Below are 21,068 nucleotides of genomic sequence, written 5' to 3' on the forward strand. Positions count from 1 at the left end.
AGATTTTAGTTTGCAATTTGTACATTCGTAACGCTAAATTTTCAAATTTTAGGTTATGATGCAATGGGAACAGCTTTTGTCGTTACGACGTCAGGGCGATACAAGCAAACGCTTGCGAAAAGAACAAGACGACACCCGCCTGGGTTTTGAAGTCGACTACGACCGAATCATATTTTCTTCCGCTTTCCGAAGTTTGCAGGATAAAACACAGGTGATTCCGCTCTCCAAAACCGATTTCGTACATACACGATTAACGCACAGTCTCGAGGTTTCCGTGGTGGGACGTTCGCTGGGGCGTTTGGTAGGGAAGCAATTGCTGGAAAAGTACCCTCATTTAAAAGAAGTACACGGATATCATATGAACGATTTCGGTGCGATTGTTGCAGCAGCAGCTTTGGCGCATGATATCGGAAATCCGCCTTTTGGACATTCGGGTGAAAAAGCCATTGGCGAATACTTTAAAACCGGAAACGGACAACAGTTTAAAGGGCAGTTAACCGATAAGGAATGGCAGGATTTAATCGATTTTGAAGGGAATGCCAACGGATTTTCGGTGGTAACCGGTTCGCGTCCGGGTGTGGAAGGAAGTTTGCGATTAACCTATGCTACTTTGGGAGCTTTCATGAAGTATCCGAAAGAAAGTCTGCCCAAAAAACCCACCTCCAACATTGCCGATAAAAAATACGGTTTTTTTCAACAGGACAAATCCTTTTTTAAAGAAGTGGCTTCAGAATTGGGGCTGATTTCAAATAAATCCGGTGATGATGTTGGTTTCGAAAGACATCCGTTGGCGTATCTTGTAGAAGCAGCCGATGATATCTGTTATACGATTATCGATTTTGAAGACGGGATTAATCTCGGCTTGATTCAGGAGGAATTTGCGTTGGAATATCTGATCAAACTGGTGAAAAACAACATCGATTCCGATAAGTACAAATCGTTGGTAACAAAAGAAGACCGTATCAGTTATTTGCGTGCTTTGGCTATCGGTAGCTTGATTAACGATGCGGTTAAAGTCTTCATTGATAATGAAAAACTCATTCTGGAAGGGAAATTTCCGTTTGCTTTAACCGATAAAAGCGAATTTAAGGCGCAGATGAATGATGTGATTAAAATCAGCATCAAAAATATTTACCAAAGTAAGGAAGTAATCGAAAAAGAAGTGGTGGGATATCAGGTGATTAATACACTTCTGGATAAGTTTTCTTCTGCGTATAACAATAAGTTTGATGGAAAATCAAGTAATTACGATGAATTGATTTTAAAATTGCTTCCGGAGAAATTTGTGACCGAAAAAATGAGTCTGTATGAGCGGCTGATGCACATTTGTCATTTTGTTTCGATGCTAACGGACGGAAAAGCCTTGCAGTTGTTTAAAATCATTCAGGGAGAGAAAGCATAATGTTGTGATTTTTTTTGATATTTCAATTAAAAGTTTAATTTTGTGAGACTTAACTAGGAATCTTAACTATAGATTTATGAAAAAACTAATACTATTAATGAGTATGGCTGTTTTTTTTGTGAATGGATATTCTCAATCTCATTCAAAACAAAAGAGCAGTACCAATCGCTCCGGCGTAAAAAAGGAAGTTAGTACAACAGCTCCTAAAAAAATCGCCATTAACAAAGCAAAACAAGATCCAAAGACAATTGCTTTGAGAAAACAACATGCTAAGTTTTTAGCCAATAGTCCATTTAAGAAAAACATGGCGCTTTCGGGTAAAGAACGTAAAGCAATGGGTATTCCTCCTAATAAATATTATGAGATGGAGTGGGAGTTAACCATGGATCCTACTTTGGGAAGACCAACTCCTGAGAATTTGGCTGCAGTTAGAAAACAATTGGCAGAAGAAAGACGTTTGGCAATAGCAGCTGGAAGAACACCAGGTGACGGCACAGACAACAATTGGGTGGAAAGAGGTCCTAATAATGTTGGAGGACGTGTTCGCGCTTTGATGTTTGATCCAAACGATGCTACTTATAAAACAGTTTTTGCAGGAGGTGTGAGTGGTGGTTTGTGGAAAAACACTGATATAACCAATGCAGCTACAGTTTGGACAAGAGTTAATATTCCTGAAAACTTAGCGGTATCTGCAATTACTTATGATCCGAACAATACGAATGTATTTTATGTTGGAACAGGAGAATCGTATGTTGGTGGTGATGTTAACGGAGACGGTGTTTGGAAGTCGACTAACGGGGGTACTTCCTGGACAAAAGTTTTTGGTGGAATTACAGGTCCAACAACTTTTGAATCTGCTGCAAATTTAACAATTAACAGCCCGGCAGGTGTGGCAGGAAATTATGCTTGTTACCCAACTACGGCTTTTGGTACTGCAGTGACTGTTCCTATTACATCAAATATTGTATTGGTGGATGATGGAACCGGTGCTACTTCAACTTTAGGTTGTAATGCTTTGACCAACGGCGCTTCCGTTAGCGGGAAAATTGCATTAATCCGAAGAGGATCTTGTACGTTTGTTCAAAAAGTATTGAATGCTCAAGATGCTGGTGCCATCGGTGTAATTATGATGAATAATATTGATGGTACGCCTGTAGCAATGGGTGGAACAGATCCGGCAATTACAATTCCATCTATTATGATTTCCAAAGCTGACGGTGATATTTTACAGGCTGCCGTTTTAGCGGGTACTGTTAATGGTACATTGAATCCAAGTACAGGACCTTTTACAGGGAATTTAGTACCTGGAAAACAACATATCAACGATATTAAAGTGAGAAACAACGGCGGTAACTCTGAAATTTATGTTGCTGCGGGAGATTCTTATTACGCTGCAGCGAATGCGCCAACATATCTTGGTGGAACAGGTTTTGGTTTGTTCAGATCGGTTGACGGTGGTGCGAACTGGACTGAAATTGCACTTCCTTTAACAGCAAACGGTAATAAACGTTGTCCTAATGATATTGAAATTGGTGCGGACGGTAAAGTTTGGGTTTCTTCAACCCACAGCGTTGTTTTCGGAGATGGTGGTGGTAAAGTTTATTCTTCTTCTGATGGAGTAACTTTTACAGAGAAATTTACAGTAACCGGTAACGGTGGTGGGGCCCGAGTTCAAATTGAGGCTTCAGCAACCAATGCAAATAAAATATATGTATTGAGTGAGCTTGATCAAGCTACTCCAACAACACCAACGATTGAAGTTGCGTTGTTCAGAACGACTGATGGATTTGCAACGGCAGCGACAGCCCTTCCTTTGCCTCCAGACAACGATTCAAGATCTGCAACTTATGGTTTTACGGGAGCTCAGGCTTTTTATAACTTAATGATTGAATCAGATCCTGCCAATGACCAAATCGTTTATGTTGGTGGATTAAACATTCACCGATCTACTACAGGTGGAAACTCTTGGTCACAAATTACAGACTGGATGCAGGTTGTTCATTCCGATCAACATGCAATGGCTTTCCGACCAACTGCTACAAACTCTGCAATTTTCGGAAATGACGGAGGTATTTATTATGCGGGAAGTTTATCTACAGCAACTACTACCAGTGGTGTTACAACAAGAAACAATGGTTTAAATATTACACAGTTTTATAGTGTAGGTGTTGCGCCAACCAATGCGGTGAGTGGTTTAACAGGAGAATATTTTGCAGCAGGTGCACAGGATAACGGAACGCAGTATTTTGCTGCTGCCGGAGCCGGTGTTAACGCTTCAGTTGAATCTCAGGGTGGAGACGGTGCTTTCACGTTGTTTGATCAGGGAGCTGATAAATATTATATCAGTAACTATGTATACAATAACAATATTAACCTTAGACCAATCCCTTCAGGGACTGTAAGAAATCTTGACAATGATGCGAGTACAGCGGCCAATGGCGCATTTATTGCTCCAATGGTATTGGATTCAAGTTTAGATATTTTATATGCTGATTATTCTTCTGGAACAAGCTACCTTGTCAGAAGATATAAAAACATTAAGAGTGGAGTAGTTGGTAGAGTTTCGTTCTCAAATGCTCTTTTAACGTCGCCTCCAACAGCTTTTGCGGTTTCTCCTTATACAACGGCAACCACTACACTTTTAGTGGGAACAAGACTTGGGAAATTATTCAGAGTTCCCGGAGCTGATACTTATTCAGGAACTGCAACAACTACCGGAACATGGGTAGACATTACAGGTCCAGGTTTCGTAGGAAGTATTTCAGATGTTGAATACGGTGCGAATAACAATGAGATTTTTGTTACCATGCATAACTACAATGTAGTAAGTATTTGGTATACCAAAGACGGAGGAGCCACTTGGTCAAATAAAGAAGGAAACTTCCCTGATATACCGGTTAAGGCTATCATGAGAAATCCTTTGAAAGTGGATGGAAGTGGTTTCGCTACAGAAGTGATTATCGGTACTGAATTAGGAGTTTGGTATTCTAATAATTTCGACTCGGCTACACCAACATGGAGACAGTCTTATAACGGAATGAGCAATGTTAAAGTTGTTGATTTGGATTTAAGAAATGATAATACGGTTTTTGCTGCTACTTATGGTAGAGGTCTATTCTCCGGATTATTTACCAATACAACGTTATCTTCTGATGAATTTGCTGCTTCAAAAGGTATTAAAATGTATCCAAACCCAACTAAGGGACAATTGAATATTGCAATTAATAACTACTCTGGTAAACTTAGTGTTTCGGTTTTCGACTTAAACGGAAGACAGGTATACACTGAAGATGTAAATGATTTTAACGCGCAAAGTGCAATTAACATGAGCAGTCTTCAAAAAGGAGTTTATGTGGTTAAAGTTAACGGTGATAACCTTAACTACAACCAAAAAGTAATTCTTGACTAAGTTCATAAGCCAAAATAAAAAAGGGAACCTAATTTAGGTTCCCTTTTTTATTAATATTGTTAAAAAGATATCTTTTGTATTGAACAGGCTTTTTTTACCTCGGTAATTAATTCATTATAATCGGGGTTGTGGTTGTCCCAGATTTTCCATTTGCCTTCCCGCTCTTTCAGAAAATAACTTTGACGGTTGACTTTATTATAGGGTTTGCCTTCGATATCATTGCTGGTTTTCCATTCAAAGTTCCAGGATTCGTTTACCGTTAGTACGATCAGATCTGCATCTACGGTTACCATGTTGAAATCACTAATGGTAAAAGTAGGCTTGTTCTCGATATTGCTTATGGAGACGTTATAACCGGAATATTTGGCCAGTGCCTTTTTGATTCTTTTCTTCAAGGGGCCATCGTCAAAAACAAAATTGGATAATTCGCCACAATTAACGGCAGGTAGATTTTGAAGGCATTTGAAACATTCCTGACAATAATCAAAAATTAATTTTTCAAAAGCTTCGGTTTGTTTTTTACCTATTTCCACTTCGGTTTCTTTTTCTTTTTCGTTCTGATGGGCAAGAAAGTTGTTAAGCGAAGTGTAGCCTAAAAATATGGCCAATTTGTCTAATGTTTTCAGAAAACGAAGGTCCGGGTTCACTTTGTCGGTATAGGTGTCGTTGAAAAAACGCTGCAGGGTCATGGCCGAAATGGAATTCCCGTTACGATTCGATTTGGCGCCTTTCAGCACGTCCGACTTTGCCAAAGTGTCCGAAATGATTTGTGAGAGTACGATGCATTGTGTTCTCTTCCAGTTTTGGGTATTACCAATAGCACTGTTAAGAACATCAGGATGTGATCTGATGCACTCTTTGAGTTGGTCAATAATAAGTTTCATTTGTTGTGTTGTTGTTGTGGTTCGGTCGTTATTTTATATCAATAATTTTTCGATTTTAAATTAAAAATGTAAATGTAAGATTTTTTTTCTTTAGAAAGTATAGCTTAAGCCAACTCCCAAAATTTGTTTCAACTGTATTTTTGGTCCTTTGGTTACCTGTGTGCCATCAATGTTTTCTTTTGACTTAATATCATCATCGTAAATTAAATTGGTATTAATGCTGGCTCTTACGTGCGAATTAACCACCATGTCCAACTGCATCAGCCAGTTTACGTCAATATTACCGAAGTTGTTAAGATAATCGGTGTAAAAGGAAACCCTTGTGTCCAGATTAATGTTTTTTAGAACTTCTTTTTTGTATTGTCCCGTTATTAAAATACCCAATTCTGTTCTGGTTTTAGAACCGTGCTGGATAAGATTCCCAAGGTCGTCGTAAGTAGCCTTATCGACTCCAAAAGCTCCTTGATCGGCCAGTTTTTGATCCAATACCAATGTGGTTTTGTCTGTTAACGGTGAAAAATACATAACCAGACTTTTGTCTGGGCTAATGTATTCTGAACCTACTCCAAGAAAAATATAAGCTGGTGCGAAAGGTTTGGAGATGGCAATATCCGTATTCGGATAGGCATAACCGTTGGTAAATTGCGTGCTGAAGTTAAACTTCGCCGAATAATACCAGTTGGAAATGCTATCGGTTTTAAATCCTGCTGTCGAGTTCAATAGAAGCATGTCATCCGTTTTTCTGGATTCCCTGCCATCCTGTTTGTTTAAACCGTAGCGTGTAATTAATTCATTGTGCCAGATGAATCTGTTTTTAGTATATTTTCGGATAAATTGACCTTTTACAATTCCTGAAATCGAATTTTCTCCACCGGCACTCCAATTCACAAAGGAAACCTGTGTTAAATCCAATCCTACTATGTTTTTACCCGTCCATCGTTTGATGGTGTCCGGTTGTGATGTTCGGATGATGTTCTGTGCAAAACTTTGCTGAAAGGAAACAATACAAATTAATCCTAAAAAATAGGTTTTCAAGCAATTCATAATAATTAGTTAGGTTAAATTCGGTGCAAAAATGAACATTTTCAACGACTTGTGAAAATGGTTTTCAAACTATTAACGTCAATTCCGCAAATTTGTTGTTGTTCGGATACGGTTCCCTGTTCTATAAAAGTATCTGGAATTCCGAGTTTTTTTACAGAAATGATATAGTTGTTTTCCGTGCAGAATGAGGCTATCTGGCTTCCGAATCCGCCCACTACCGTTCCGTCTTCGATGGTGATGATTTCTTTGTATTTCTCGCAAATGTCTTTCAGGGTTTCGGTATCCAATGGTTTCACAAACGGAAAATGATAATGCGAAAACAATCCGGAATTCTCAATCGTATTAAGTGCTTCAGTGATATTGTTGCCGATAAAACCTGTAGATAAAACCGCAACTTCAGTGCCTTTTCGAAGTAATTCAGCTTTCCCGATTTCCATTCTTTCAAACGGTTGCTGCCAGTTTTGAAGCAGGCCTCTTCCGCGAGGGTAACGGATGGCAATAGGGTGTTCCAAACCAAGTTGGGCGGTATACATGATATTGCGTAATTCCAATTCGTCTTTTGGGGCACAAACCATTATTTCAGGGATACAATTCAGATACGCCAAATCATAAGCGCCGTGATGGGTGGCCCCGTCTTCGCCTACCAAACCGGCTCGGTCCAGGCAGAAAATAACCGGTAAATGCTGCAAAGCCACATCGTGAATGAGTTGGTCATACGCACGTTGCATGAAGGTAGAGTAAATGTTGCAAAACACTATCATTCCCTGTGTTGCCAACCCCGCTGCCAAGGTAACGGCGTGCTGTTCGGCAATACCTACATCGATGGCTCTTTCCGGAAAGGCCTCCATCATGAATTTCATCGATGATCCGGTGGGCATGGCCGGCGTGATTCCGATTATTTTTTCATTTTGTTTTGCCAGTTCCACTAAAGTATGCCCGAAAACATCCTGAAATTTCGGTGGTAAATTTTCTTCCGATTTGGGATGAATTTCTCCTGTTATTGCGTCAAATTTTCCGGGTGCATGGTATTTTACCTGATCTTCTTCGGCCAATTGCATGCCTTTGCCTTTGGTGGTAATGATGTGAAGGAATTTCGGTCCTTTTTTATGTTTTAATCGGTTTAATTCTTTTAGAAGTGCGTCTAAATCATGTCCGTCTATCGGTCCGGAATACTCGAAATTCAACGATTTCATCATGTTGTTGTCTTTCGGGTTTTTTCCCTCTTTTACCGAAGTGAGATAATCTTTCAGCGCTCCTACACTAGGATCAATCCCAATCGCGTTATCGTTCAGGATTACCAGAAGGTTTGCATCCGTTACTCCGGCATGGTTCAGTCCTTCAAACGCCATTCCGGAAGCAATCGAAGCATCTCCGATAACCGCAATATGCTGTTTTTCGGTTTCGCCTTTCAGGTTGGACGCTAAAGCCATTCCGAGTGCTGCTGAAATAGAAGTTGAGGAATGCCCAACGCCAAACGTGTCATAAATGCTTTCACTGCGTTTCGGGAAACCGGAAATACCGTGCAACTGACGGTTGGTATGAAAACGATCTCTTCTTTCTGTCAGGATTTTATGTCCGTACGCCTGATGTCCAACATCCCAAACCAATAAGTCTTCCGGTGTGTTGAATACATAATGCAAAGCGATGGTGAGTTCAATTACACCCAGACTGGCACCCAAATGACCTTCTTTTCGGGAAACGATATCGATGATGAATTCGCGAAGTTCTTTGGCCAAAACAGGAAGTTGTTCTGGAGAAAGTTTCCGTAAATCGGTTGGGTTTTGGATGTTTTGCAAGAGTTTTTCAGCCATAAGGCAAATGTACGATTTGAAATTGTATTTTTGTTTCTATGGAAAACATTTTCACCGATGCCTATTTTATGAAAAAAGCCTTGCAAGAAGCGGAAATTGCTTTTGAAAAAGGCGAAATTCCCGTAGGCGCTATAGTTGTGGTTGATAATCGTGTGATTGCCCGAACACACAATCTGACAGAATTGTTGAATGATGTAACGGCTCATGCCGAAATGCAGGCGATAACGTCTTCGGCAAATTTCCTGGGTGGAAAATATCTTAAAGACTGTACGCTTTACGTTACGCTGGAACCTTGCCAGATGTGTGCCGGAGCGTTGTATTGGTCGCAAATTACCAAAATCGTTTTTGGTGCGCGAGACGAACACCGCGGGTTCATGAAAATGGGAACGCAGTTGCATCCGAAAACCATTGTGGTTGGCGGGATAATGGAAAATGAAGCTTCCGAACTCATGAAACGTTTTTTTGCTAAAAAGAGAAAATAATCCAGTGTTTTCTAAGTGGTGAAACCTGTCTTTTTTACTCTGAATTTTCTTCTTAAAATTATTTCAAAAAATACCCTACTTTTACTACAATATAAAAACGCTTTCCCAGTTATTGCATTAATTGAGGAAAAGGTGTTTTTCGTTCAATTGCTTATCCGTAACCCATTAACTCTTACCACAATGAAAACGAAAGGTTTTGTTTGCGTGTTTTTTTTGTTTTTTGTTTTTCAGGCGTGCAACCGCAAATCGGCCGCCGATTTCAATTCTGATTTTTCATTGTTCAAAGAGTATATCACCAATTTTTCGGGAGGAATCGTTTCAGCGCATTCCGACATCCGGGTGGTTTTGGCCTTCGATAAAAAAGAATGGAAAGCCAATCAGGTGCTGGATTCCGATTTATTCGATATTTCACCAAGTGTGGACGGAAAAGTTGTGGCGCTTTCCAATAATACGGTTGCGTTTATTCCCGAAGAACAACTGGAACAGAATACCGAATATCAGGTCACACTGCATTTGAGTAAACTAATCAGCCCTAAAAAAGAGCTGGAAGAATTCAACTTTACGGTAAAAACCATAAAGCAGGATTTTATTGTGGAAACGCAGGACATTCAGTCGTATAGTGAGCAGTATCAATATCTGAACGGAACGTTGAAAACGGCGGATAAAATCGATTTTGAAACCGCAAAGAAACTCATCAGCGCCCAACAAAAAGGAAAGAGTTTGAATATTAAATTTGTGCAGTCTCCGGCAATGGCAACCGAATTCAAATTTATCATCGATAGTGTTGAACGTTTTTCGGAAGAAAGCAATCTGGAGATATCCTACGATGGTGATGATTTTGATATCGATCAAAAAGGAAAAATCGATTATCCGGTAACCGCCAAAAACGATTTTAAAGTTGTAAACGTACAGCTTCCGGAAGGCAACAACCAGATGATGTTGGTTAATTTTTCCGAACCCTTAAAAAAAGGACAGGATTTTAGTGGTTTGGTGTCCATTCAGAATGCGGGCAACCTGAAATTTGCCACGCAGGGCAATCTGTTAAAAGTCTTTTTTAAAAATAATATGTCCGATGAGACACCGGTGGCCACTGCTACAGCTGCTGTTGAGGCGGTTGAAGCTGCTGCTGTGGAAGTTGTCGATACTGCATCCGTTGCAGTGGACAGTGCTGCTGTTGTTTATGAAGCGCCTATAGCAGACGAAACCATTGAGGAAGAATACGTTTCTTCAGAAACTACAGATGCATCTGCAGTAACGGGTGCTTTGCTGGTTGAGTTTTTTGAAGGGATTGAAAGCGAGTACGGCCGACAATTGGATAAGACTTTTACAACCAAGGTTACCTTCGATCAATTAAAGCCAAATGTACGTTTTATCAAAAGCGGAACAATTTTACCGAGCTCCAACAATCTGAAACTTAATTTTGAAGCGGTTAATCTGAAGGCGGTTGATGTGAAAGTTTTCAAAATTTATAAAAACAATATTCTTCAATTTCTACAGGATAATGAACTGAACGGAACGCAAAACCTTAAAAGAGTATCCCAGCCGATTGCTAAAACCACATTGGATTTAAAAGAAAGCTCCTTGGTGAATTCCGCCAAATGGAATACGTTCGCATTGGATTTGTCCAAAATTATTACTCCGGAACCGGGCGCTATTTATCGGGTGGAATTTTCCTTTAAAAAAGCCTATTCATTATACCAATGTACAACATCTGAAGCAGATGATGAAGAACAGTCAGAGGAAGAAGAAGTCGAGGAAAACGATGTGAACTACAGCGGTAATTCGTATGACGATTATTATTACGAAGATTACGAATGGCGTGAAAGTCAGGATCCGTGTTCGAATTCGTATTTCTACAATGCTAAAATTGGAACCAACATCTTGGCAACCGATTTGGGAGTTATTGCCAAACGCGGGGAAAACAAATCGTATTTCTTTGCCGTAAATAATATTGTAACCACAGAGCCGGTTTCGAATGCCAGAGTAGATTTATACAGTTTTCAACAGCAAAAATTAGCTACCGGCGCTACGAGTAGTGAGGGAATTTCGACTTTTAAGCTGGATAAGTTTGCATATTTTGCCATAGTAACTTTAGGCAATCAATCCACTTATGTTAAGCTGGACGACGGGAATTCGTTATCGGTAAGTAATTTCGATGTTGCCGGGGAAACATTGCAGAAAGGATTGAAAGGATTTATCTATGGCGAACGAGGTGTTTGGCGTCCGGGCGATAATTTGTATTTGTCGTTCATCCTGAATGATGCAGCCAACAAATTGCCGAAATCCCACCCGATTAAATTCCGATTGTCCGATCCGAACGGAAAAATAACCTATCAAACGGTACAGAAATCGAACGAGCTGAATCATTATGCGTTTACTGTGCCAACCAATGCTGACGCGCCAACAGGAAGCTGGGAAGCGATGGTTAGTGTAGGAGGTGCCAAATTCTATAAAAACATAAAAATTGAAACGATTAAACCCAATCGTCTGAAAATAAAGAACAGTTTCAGAAGTCCGATTCTTTCCTCTTCATATCCTAATACGAGTAATCTGGAAGTGACCTGGCTTCACGGTGCGGTGGCCAAAGATCTTAAGGTGGAAATGCAAGCTAAATTTTCGCAACAGACAACCACTTTTCAAAATTACAGTAAATATGTTTTCGACGATTTGACACGTCAGTTTGAAACCGAAGAGATTACTGTTTTTTCCGGAAAAACCGCAGCTAACGGAAAGGCGTCGGTAACTATTCAGCCTAAATTACAAGGACAGGCGCCCGGCATGCTGAAAGCGGCTTTTATCACAAAAGTGTATGAAGAAGGCGGTGATTTCAGTACGGATGTAATGGCAACCACGTATTCGCCATACAAAACTTATGTAGGGATAAAATCACCCGAGCCAACCAAATACGGAATGCTGGAAACCCGCGTAGCGAATCGATTTGACATTGTTACCGTAGATGAAAAGGGAAGACCAAAACCGGTCAGAAATCTGGAAGTGAAAGTATATAAAGTCGAATGGCGTTGGTGGTGGGATGCTTCGACGGATAATCTGTCGAATTATAACGCATCGGATGCTACGACTTCCTATAAAACATTCCGAATTAATACAGACAACAACGGAAAAGGAAGTATACAGTTTGCGTTGAGCGATGAAGAATGGGGTCGTTATCTGATTAGGGCTTCCGATCCTTTAAGTGGTCATGCTACCTCGCTAACCGTGAATATCGATTGGCCTTCCTGGTCCGGAAAAACCAGAAATACCGATGCTTCTACGGCGAATATGCTCGTGTTCTCCACCGATAAAAAGAACTATGCTGTTGGCGAAAAAGCAAAAATTTCGTTCCCATCGAGTGAAGGCGGAAGAGCATTGATTTCGGTAGAAAACGGATCAAGAGTATTGCAGTCGGTTTGGGCTTCAACGCAAAAGGGCGAAACAAAAGTAGAAATTCCGATTACGGCAGCGATGGCGCCAAATGTGTATTTCAATATTACGTTGCTACAACCACACGCCTCCACCAAAAATGATTCACCCATCCGAATGTACGGAATCGTACCGGTGGAAGTTATCGATAAAAATACCATTCTGGAACCAAAAATCGCCATGCCGGAAGTGTTACGACCGGAGCAGTCGTTTAACGTGAAGGTAAGTGAGAAATCCGGAAAAGCGATGACGTATACCATTGCTGTGGTCGACGAAGGTTTGTTGGATTTAACCCGTTTCAAAACTCCAAATGCCTGGGAAAGTTTTTACGTACGTGAAGCCTTGGGTGTTAAAACCTGGGATGTTTACGACGATGTTATTGGCGCGTACGGAGGAAAAGTCAACCAGATTTTCAGTATCGGGGGTGATCAGGATTTAGGTGGCGGAAAAGCGAAAAAAGCCAATCGTTTCAAACCGGTGGTGATTTATCTAGGGCCATTCAAATTGGAAGAAGGAGAAACAAAAACGCATCAGTTAAAATTACCGAAATATATCGGTTCTGTGCGTACTATGGTCGTGGCAGGCGATGCGGAAACCAGTGCATACGGAAGCGTGGAAAAAGCAACTCCGGTTCGCAGTCCGCTAATGGTGTTGGCTTCGTTGCCGCGAAAAATTTCACCGTCGGAAAAAGTAACGGTTCCGATTACCGTTTTTGCGATGGAAAAAAATATTAAAAATGTAACCGTTCAGATTAAAACGAATCCGGGATTGAAAGTCATAGGAAATGCCACGCAGCGTTTAACGTTTGCCCAACCGGATGAGAAAATGGCTTATTTCAATTTAGAAGTGGGTGGGGCTACCGGTATCGGAAAAGTGCAGGTTATTGCCACATCCGGGAAAGAGAAATCAACTTATGAGGTGGAAATCGACATGACCAATCCAAATCCGCTTACCAACACCTTTACCGATGTTGTTTTAGGACCTAACAGCTCTAAATCGATCTCTTGGAATACTTTCGGAGTGGCAGGAAGTAACAAGGCGAAGTTAGAAGTGTCGTCTATGCCGACTATCGATTTCAGCCGACGTTTGCAATACCTGATTGAGTATCCGCACGGTTGTGTGGAGCAGACCACTTCAGCAGTTTTTCCGCAATTGTTCCTAAACGATGTGGTGGATATTGATGCTGCCCGCAAGCAAAGCATCCAGAAAAATGTGACGGCCGGAATTACACGCTTGGGTGGATTCCAATTGCCTAACGGTGGACTTTCCTATTGGCAGGGGAATGCCGTAGCCGACGATTGGGGAACTTCCTATGCCGGACATTTCCTGATCGAAGCTGAAAAGAAAGGTTACGTATTGCCGATTAATTTTAAAACGAAATGGATTTCCTATCAGCAGAAAGAAGCCAAACAATGGCGTTTCTCCGCCCAATATGGTAATGATTTGGCGCAGGCGTACCGTCTTTATACTTTAGCACTGGCCGGTGCTCCGGATTTATCTTCCATGAATCGTTTGCGCGAAACCGGAGGCATTTCCAACGAAAGTAAATTGCGTTTGGCTGCGGCTTATGTGCTGGCGGGACAAAAAGCTGCCGGAATGTCATTGTTGCTGAAAAGTAAAATCGATGAAGACAGCAACAGATACCACTATTTCTATTACGGTTCAAGCGAAAGAAACCGCGCGATGACCTTGGAAACCATGATTTTATTAGGTCAGAAACAGAAAGCTTTCGCAATGGCTAACAAGCTGGCAAAACAAATGTCGGCCGACCAATGGATGAGCACGCAAACCACTGCTTATTGCTTGTATGCGATGTCGAAATTCGCGCAGTTTAACGGTGGTAAAGGCATTGCGGTACAATTCAGTAATGGTGGAAAAAGTCAGACCGTTTCAACAAATAAATCACTGGCGGAAAGAAATCTGGTCGTGAAATCCGGTGTGAACGGCATTACGATTAAGAACAATAAAAACAATACGGTTTATGTACGCGTACTGAATTCGGGAATCCTGCCAATTGGTAAAGAACAGGTACTGCAAAGCAACCTGTCGGCAAATGTGGTTTTCAAAAATCGTAAAGGGGCTGTTATCAACGTAAGCAAAATCAATCAGGGAACAGAATTTGTGGCTGTGGTTACCGTCCGAAATCAAACCAACGAGCGTGTCGAAAATGTAGCGCTTTCGCAAATTCTGCCTTCCGGATTCGAAATCGTGAACACGCGCTTTACCGACTACGGCGACGCAACCGAAAATGTGGCCGATTATACCGATATCCGTGACGACAGAACTAATTTCTATTTCGGACTGAAAGCCAACGAAACCAAAACGTTCCGAATTCTGCTCAACGCGTCTTATTTAGGAAGGTATTACCTGCCGGGATTACAGTGCGAGGCAATGTACGATCACACGTTTTTGGCACGCACCAAAGGACAATGGGTGGAAGTAGTGAAATAATTTTTTTGAAGCGAATGGCTTGGGAATTGTTGGTTATCCTTGTTCCTGCTGTCCGCTTCAATCTTTTTTGGTGGCTCAGATGTCATGCTGAGCCTGTCGAAGTACTCTCGAAGCCACCAAAAAAGGATTTCCACTACCATCAGGGCTATTAGAGAAACCATTTGAATTTTTGTAAACTTTGAAAAACAGCATAAAAGCACTAGTACAGCGCAGTATCCATTGGATTCAGCGCAACAGAATTAAGTCGGCTGTCCTTTTTTTGGTAGTAACGGGTTACTATTTTGCATTGCCAAGGGTTTTGTTTCAAGAGCCGTATGCCACAGTTATTGAAAGCAAAGAAGGCGAGCTACTTGGAGCGAAAATTGCACGGGACGGCCAATGGCGGTTTCCGGCGCAGGACAGTGTGCCTTATAAATTTAAAAAATGCATCGTTTATTTCGAAGACCAGTATTTCTATAAACATCCCGGTTTCAATCCGATGGCAATGTTCAATGCCATAAAACAGAACAATAAGGCCGGAAAGGTGGTTCGGGGTGGAAGTACGCTTACCCAACAGGTAATCCGTTTGTCCCGTAAAGGGAAAGGAAGAACCTATTTTGAAAAAATCATCGAAATTGTTTTGGCTACGCGTTTGGAATTTCGTCATTCGAAAGATAAAATCCTTGAGTTGTATGCCGCGCATGCGCCTTATGGTGGGAATGTCGTGGGCTTGGAAATGGCTTCCTGGCGGTATTTCGGAGTACAGTCGCATCAGTTGTCCTGGGCGGAAAGTGCTACGTTGGCGGTTTTGCCCAATGCACCGAGTTTGATTTTTCCCGGACGAAACCAAGACCGTTTATTGAACAAGCGCAACCGCCTTTTGTTAAAGCTAAAACAGGAAGGTGTTATCGATCAGCAAACCTATGAATTGGCTATCGCCGAACCTTTGCCGCAAAAACCGTATGATTTACCGCAGATTGCGCCACATTTATTGCAGCGTGTAGCTAAAAATCAGGAAGGGAGCCGCGTAAAAACCACTGTTGAAATGGCGTTGCAAAACCGGGTGAATCAAATCGCGAAATATTATTACAGTCAGTACCGTCAAAATGAAGTCAACAATCTGGCGATTATGGTTATTGATGTTGCCAATCGCAATGTGATGAGTTACGTGGGCAATGCCCCAACCGATGCCGACCATCAGAAAGATGTTGATGTAATCGGGGCGCCCAGAAGTACCGGAAGTATTTTGAAACCCTTGTTGTATGCCGCCATGTTGGACGAAGGAGAATTGTTGCCCAACACTTTAGTAGCAGATATTCCTACGCAGATTTCCGGGTATACACCGCAAAATTTCAACCTTACTTTTGACGGGGCTGTTCCGGCGCATCGGGCGTTATCCCGTTCGCTGAATATTCCTTCTGTGTTGATGTTGCAGGAATTCGGCGTGCATAAATTTTATGAAGAATTGCAGCGGTTTAAATTAAAAGACATCTCTAAACAACCGGATCATTACGGCTTGTCATTGATTCTTGGTGGTGCCGAAAGCAATTTGTGGGATTTGTGCCGAACCTATGCCGGTTTGTCTTCCACGATAAATTATTTTAATAAAAATCAAGGGAAATACCGTACGGGAGAATTTGCCGAACTGAACTATAAAAGCGATTTTACACCAGATTTTGGTTCGGAAAGCAAGGATAAAACCATTTTGGGAGCCGGTTCCATTTGGCTAACATACAACGCTATGGAGGAAGTAAACCGGCCGGAAGGAGACGAAGCGTGGAAATTTTACGACAGTTCGCTGAAAATCGCCTGGAAAACCGGTACCAGTTTCGGGAACCGCGATGCTTGGGCTATTGGAACCAATTCCCGTTATGTGGTGGGGGTTTGGGTTGGAAATGCTTCCGGCGAGGGACGACCAACTTTGACAGGTGTAACCAGTGCGGCGCCAATTTTGTTTGATGTTTTCAATTTGTTGCCGCGTACCAAATGGTTTGCAACGCCTTTGGGTGATTTAACCACTCTAGAAGTGTGTCGTTTGAGTGGGCATTTGGCTCAGGAAGATTGTCCGAAGCTAAAGCAGCTGGTGGCTTTGAAAGGAAGAACAACTTCGGTTTGCCCGTATCATAAAACGGTGCATTTGGATAAAACGGGACAATTTCGGGTGAACAGCAGTTGCGAAAGTGTGGACAATATCATTACCAAAAAATGGTTTGTACTGCCACCGGTGATGGAATGGTATTATAAGAGTCAGCACATCGATTATCAGGTTTTGCCGCCGTTCCGGAAAGATTGTATGGCGACACAAACCACTTCCATGGATTTTATTTATCCGAAGGCCAACAGTAAAATTTACCTGACCAAAAATTTCAACAGCGAAATACAGCCCGTAATTTTAAAAGTAGCCCATTCGCAACGGGATACCGAGCTTTTCTGGTATGTGGATGAGGTGTATAAAGGAACTACCAAAACGTTTCATGAAATGCCGATTCAGGCGAATTCCGGAATACATTATATTACGGTAGTGGATGAATTCGGAACGGAAATCCGGAGAAAGATTGAGATTGTCAGGGAGTAAGGTGCTTTCTGAAAACGAGTGCATTAGCCCCGATGGGAGCGGCATCCTTTTTGTTTTAACCGATGTTGATAATGAACAAATTGGTGTGACAAAAAGATTCAGCGGACAGCGGGAAACAGCTCCTGAAAAAAATAAAGGCATAAAAAAACCGCCTCGTTTTGCAACGGGCGGTTTTGTTTTTTATCGAAGTTCCTTTCCTTCTTTGTCGAAGAAATGGTATTCGAGGAACGTGTAAGCGTCACGCGGTATGATTTTTACCCATTTTTTATGTTCAAAAAACCATTTTGAACGTATTGATGGAAAACCTTTGGTAAGGTAGGCTGCCACAAAAGGGTGTGCGTTTAAAACAACCTTTTTATGGTCTTTGGTAATGCGTTCAAGATCAGCCACTATTTTATCAACAATCAAGATGGGAGCTTCGATTTCCCCGTTTTCGTTGTTGGGGTCTTCTTCTCTTGTTTTGATATTCACTTCGGGTCTGACTCTTTGTCTAGTAATTTGAATCAATCCAAATTTACTAGGGGGCAAGATCTTATGTTTCGCCTTGTCGTCACTCATTTCCTCTTTCAGAAAATCGTAGAGTGTTTTACGATTGTCCGGATTTTGCATGTCTATAAAATCGACTACAATAATCCCGCCCATGTCGCGAAGTCGGAGTTGTCGTGCAATTTCTGCCGCGGCAATTAGGTTCACTTCCAGTGCGGTGTCTTCCTGATTGGTCGCTTTGTTGGATCGGTTACCGCTGTTAACATCGATAACGTGCAAAGCTTCGGTGTGTTCTATGATTAAGTAAGCTCCTTTGCTCATAGAAACCGTTTTTCCGAAAGACGTTTTTATTTGTCGTTCTATGTTGTACTTTTCAAAAAGAGGTAAATCTCTCGACTGATAATGTTTAACGATAGAGGCTTTTGAGGGTGCTATTTCTTGCAAATAGTCCTTTGTTTGATAATACAAATCTTCATCATCGACATAAATTCCCGTAAAGGTGTCATTAAATACATCACGTAAGATGGAAGAAGCCTTGTTGACTTCGCCCAAAATTCGCGACGGATGATGTGCGGTTGGGATGCGCTTGCAGGTTGCCGTCCATTTGTCGAGCAAGTTTTGCAAGTCTTTGTCCAGTTCGGCCACTTTTTTGCCTTCTGCTACTGTGCGAACAATAACACCAAATCCTTTTGGTTTGATAGACTGAACCAGTCGTTTTAATCGGTCTTTTTCTTCTTTGGATTCGATTTTTTGTGAAACCGAAACCCTGTCGGAGAAAGGAACTAAAACCACGTATCTTCCGGCCAGGGAAAGCTCAGAGCTTATTCTTGGACCTTTGGTTGATATCGGTTCTTTAACTACCTGAACGAGAATAGACTGATTGGCACTCAGCACGTCGCTGATGGCGCCATCTTTGTTTATTTCCGGTTCAAAAGGAAAGTTTTTTAGGGAGAAATCTTTTAGTTTACCTGCGCTTACAAGTTTAATGAATTTGATCATTGAAGAGAGGTTCGGACCTAAATCGTGATAGTGCAAAAACGCATCTTTCTCGAAACCTACGTTAACAAACGCGGCGTTTAGTCCGGGAACCGGTTTTCTGATTTTGGCAATAAAAATATCACCTACCTGAAACCCGTTTTTTTCCTCGCCACCTTCTTCTTTGTGCAATTCAATTAGTTTTCCATCTTTTAATAAGGCAAAATCTACGGCATCTGAACTGGTTCGAATAATTAATTCTTTGTTCAAAATGTGTACATTTTTATCCATACTTATAAAGTTAGAAGTTAGAAATTTGAAGTTAGAAAAATTCTAAATTCTGAATTCTAAATTCTGAATTCTACTCGTACAGATGGATTAAACAATAATTTTACAGGTGTTGTACCCGGATGAATTAGAGATGTCAGACTGCAGGTGTCAGGCTGGAGGATTTACCTGCTTTCTGAAAACTGCGATCTGCTGTCTTAATCCAAATTTCAATGAACTTTTACTTAAAAAAGAAAAAAGTAGTTTTAAACTACTTTTTCTTCTTGTGACGGTTAGCTCTCGCTCTTTTTTTACGTTTGTGAGTAGCTACCTTATGTCTTTTTCTTTTTTTACCACTTGGCATAACTTGTAGTGTTTAGTGATTAATAAATTAGTTAATTTTTTGCTTCCGTATTAGTTTTCACGCCATCAACAAAAATTTTCGCCGGTTTGAAAGCTGGAATATTGTGAGCAGGGATTTTGATTGTAGTGTTTTTAGAGATGTTTCTTCCGGTTTTTTCAGCTCTTGTTTTGATAATGAAGCTTCCGAAACCTCTTAAATATACATTATCTCCAGTTTCTAAAGAGTTTTTTACTTCGTCCATAAAAGACTCAACTGTCGCCTGAACGTCTCCTTTTTCAAGACCCAATTTCTCAGAAATTTTCGCTACGATGTCTGCTTTCGTCATTTTCTTTCGTTTTATATTGATGTGTAATTTTTTGAGTGTGCAAATATAGGAATTAAAAAAACAATTTTTCAACCTTAATCGATTAAAATTTAATTACATAAAGTTTTATTTTTGTTATCCAATTATTTGTGATGAATTTTACTAACTTGTTAATTCAATGGTATTTACGTGAAAAACGGGATTTACCCTGGCGAAAAACCACCCATCCGTATCCTATTTGGCTCTCTGAAATCATGCTGCAGCAAACGCGGGTAGCGCAGGGTTTGCCTTATTTTTTGCGATTTACCGAAGCCTTTCCGACCGTTTTTGATCTGGCGGCTGCCGATGAAGAACAAGTATTAAAACTTTGGCAGGGGTTGGGGTATTATTCCCGCGCCCGAAACCTTCATGCGACCGCAAAACACGTCGCTTTCGATTTGAACGGAATTTTCCCGGAGAACTATAAAGGTTTGTTGGAACTTAAAGGAGTAGGGGAATATACTGCCGCCGCGATTGCTTCCATTGCCTACGGAGAAGCGGTTCCGGTGGTGGATGGAAACGTATATCGTGTTTTATCACGTTATTTTGACGTGGAAACCGATATTTCATCCCCAAAAGCTAAAAAAGAATTCTTTGAATTGGCAGCTTCGTTGTTGCCAAAAGATAAAGCTTCCGAATTCAATCAGGCGATGATGGAGTTCGGAGCGTTGCAATGTGTGTCGAAAAATCCGGATTGTATTAACTGTGTTTTGAATAAAGGTTGTCTGGCTTTGCAAAAGAATAAAGTCGGGGAACTTCCGGTAAAGCTTAAAAAGACAAAAGTTGTTAATCGGTATTTTAATTACCTTATTATAAAGGATGCGATTGGGAATTCCGTAATTCAGAAACGTACTGCGAAAGGCATCTGGCATAATTTATACGAATTTCCATTGATGGAGACGGCTCAGGAAAATGATTTCGATGCGACAGTCCGGTTGATTGAAGGTTTTTCGTTTGGATTTAAACCGATGCATATTAAGCCGTTACATCATGCTCCGATTGTTCACAAACTTTCGCATCAGCATTTGAAGATTCGTTTCTGGGAAGTGGAAACGGATTGTGAAATACCGGGCGCAATGACGGTTGAAGAAATTAAGAAGTACCCGTTTCCTATCGTAATCCACAATTTTATGGAGGAACATTGGGCAGAAGTGTAGAAATTACTATATTTGAGTA

At 41.1% G+C, this 21,068-nt stretch carries 11 protein-coding genes; 6 read left to right on the forward strand and 5 right to left on the reverse strand.

The window, feature by feature from the left end:
- Positions 1-58: 58 nt before the first annotated feature.
- Positions 59-1,402 carry a deoxyguanosinetriphosphate triphosphohydrolase gene (locus tag FCR2A7T_RS06685; RefSeq protein ID WP_035117817.1) on the forward strand — a complete coding sequence of 448 codons (1,344 nt, stop codon included), beginning with the start codon at positions 59-61 and terminating at the stop codon, positions 1,400-1,402.
- A 76-nt stretch (positions 1,403-1,478) separates the two neighbouring features.
- Positions 1,479-4,811: a PA domain-containing protein gene (locus FCR2A7T_RS06690; RefSeq protein WP_023570522.1), complete on the forward strand. Its 3,333-nt coding sequence runs from the start codon at positions 1,479-1,481 to the stop codon at positions 4,809-4,811.
- A gap of 59 nt (positions 4,812-4,870) precedes the next feature.
- Here FCR2A7T_RS06690 and FCR2A7T_RS06695 read toward each other — a convergent pair whose 3' ends face one another.
- From FCR2A7T_RS06695 to FCR2A7T_RS06705, 3 genes are all read right to left on the reverse strand, one after another.
- Complete coding sequence (locus FCR2A7T_RS06695) at positions 4,871-5,695, reverse strand: hypothetical protein (protein WP_131473104.1); 825 nt, start codon at positions 5,693-5,695, stop codon at positions 4,871-4,873.
- A 90-nt stretch (positions 5,696-5,785) separates the two neighbouring features.
- Positions 5,786-6,739 carry a DUF3078 domain-containing protein gene (locus tag FCR2A7T_RS06700; RefSeq protein ID WP_023570524.1) on the reverse strand — a complete coding sequence of 318 codons (954 nt, stop codon included), beginning with the start codon at positions 6,737-6,739 and terminating at the stop codon, positions 5,786-5,788.
- A 41-nt stretch (positions 6,740-6,780) separates the two neighbouring features.
- Positions 6,781-8,550 carry a 1-deoxy-D-xylulose-5-phosphate synthase gene (locus FCR2A7T_RS06705; RefSeq protein WP_023570525.1) on the reverse strand — a complete coding sequence of 590 codons (1,770 nt, stop codon included), beginning with the start codon at positions 8,548-8,550 and terminating at the stop codon, positions 6,781-6,783.
- A 38-nt stretch (positions 8,551-8,588) separates the two neighbouring features.
- Between FCR2A7T_RS06705 and FCR2A7T_RS06710 the strand changes: the two genes are divergently transcribed.
- The 3 genes from FCR2A7T_RS06710 (at position 8,589) to pbpC (ending at position 17,457) form a co-directional block, all read left to right on the forward strand.
- Positions 8,589-9,032 (forward strand): nucleoside deaminase, encoded by a 444-nt coding sequence (locus FCR2A7T_RS06710; RefSeq protein WP_023570526.1) that lies wholly within the window; start codon positions 8,589-8,591, stop codon positions 9,030-9,032.
- Between the two features lie 180 nt (positions 9,033-9,212).
- Entirely contained in the window at positions 9,213-14,903 is a 5,691-nt protein-coding gene (locus tag FCR2A7T_RS06715; RefSeq protein ID WP_023570527.1) for an alpha-2-macroglobulin family protein, read from the forward strand.
- Positions 14,904-15,081: 178 nt separating this feature from the next.
- Positions 15,082-17,457, forward strand: coding sequence for a penicillin-binding protein 1C (gene pbpC, locus FCR2A7T_RS06720; protein ID WP_023570528.1), 2,376 nt, complete (start codon positions 15,082-15,084; stop codon positions 17,455-17,457).
- 180 nt (positions 17,458-17,637) lie between these two features.
- Here the strand turns inward: pbpC and FCR2A7T_RS06725 are convergent, their stop codons facing one another.
- Together FCR2A7T_RS06725 and FCR2A7T_RS06730 are read right to left on the reverse strand one after the other, a co-directional pair.
- A complete protein-coding gene (locus FCR2A7T_RS06725; RefSeq protein WP_035117819.1) occupies positions 17,638-19,188 on the reverse strand; it encodes an Rne/Rng family ribonuclease in 1,551 nt (516 codons plus the stop codon).
- 392 nt (positions 19,189-19,580) lie between these two features.
- A complete protein-coding gene (locus FCR2A7T_RS06730; RefSeq protein WP_262486475.1) occupies positions 19,581-19,889 on the reverse strand; it encodes an HU family DNA-binding protein in 309 nt (102 codons plus the stop codon).
- A gap of 116 nt (positions 19,890-20,005) precedes the next feature.
- Here FCR2A7T_RS06730 and mutY point away from each other — a divergent pair, with 116 nt between their 5' ends.
- Positions 20,006-21,049, forward strand: a complete 1,044-nt coding sequence (mutY, locus tag FCR2A7T_RS06735) for an A/G-specific adenine glycosylase (RefSeq protein WP_023570531.1) — start codon at positions 20,006-20,008, stop codon at positions 21,047-21,049.
- The last annotated feature ends 19 nt before the right edge of the window (positions 21,050-21,068 follow it).

It is taken from the genome of Flavobacterium cauense R2A-7 (genome assembly GCF_000498475.1).
Taxonomy (GTDB): Bacteria; Bacteroidota; Bacteroidia; order Flavobacteriales; family Flavobacteriaceae; genus Flavobacterium; species Flavobacterium cauense.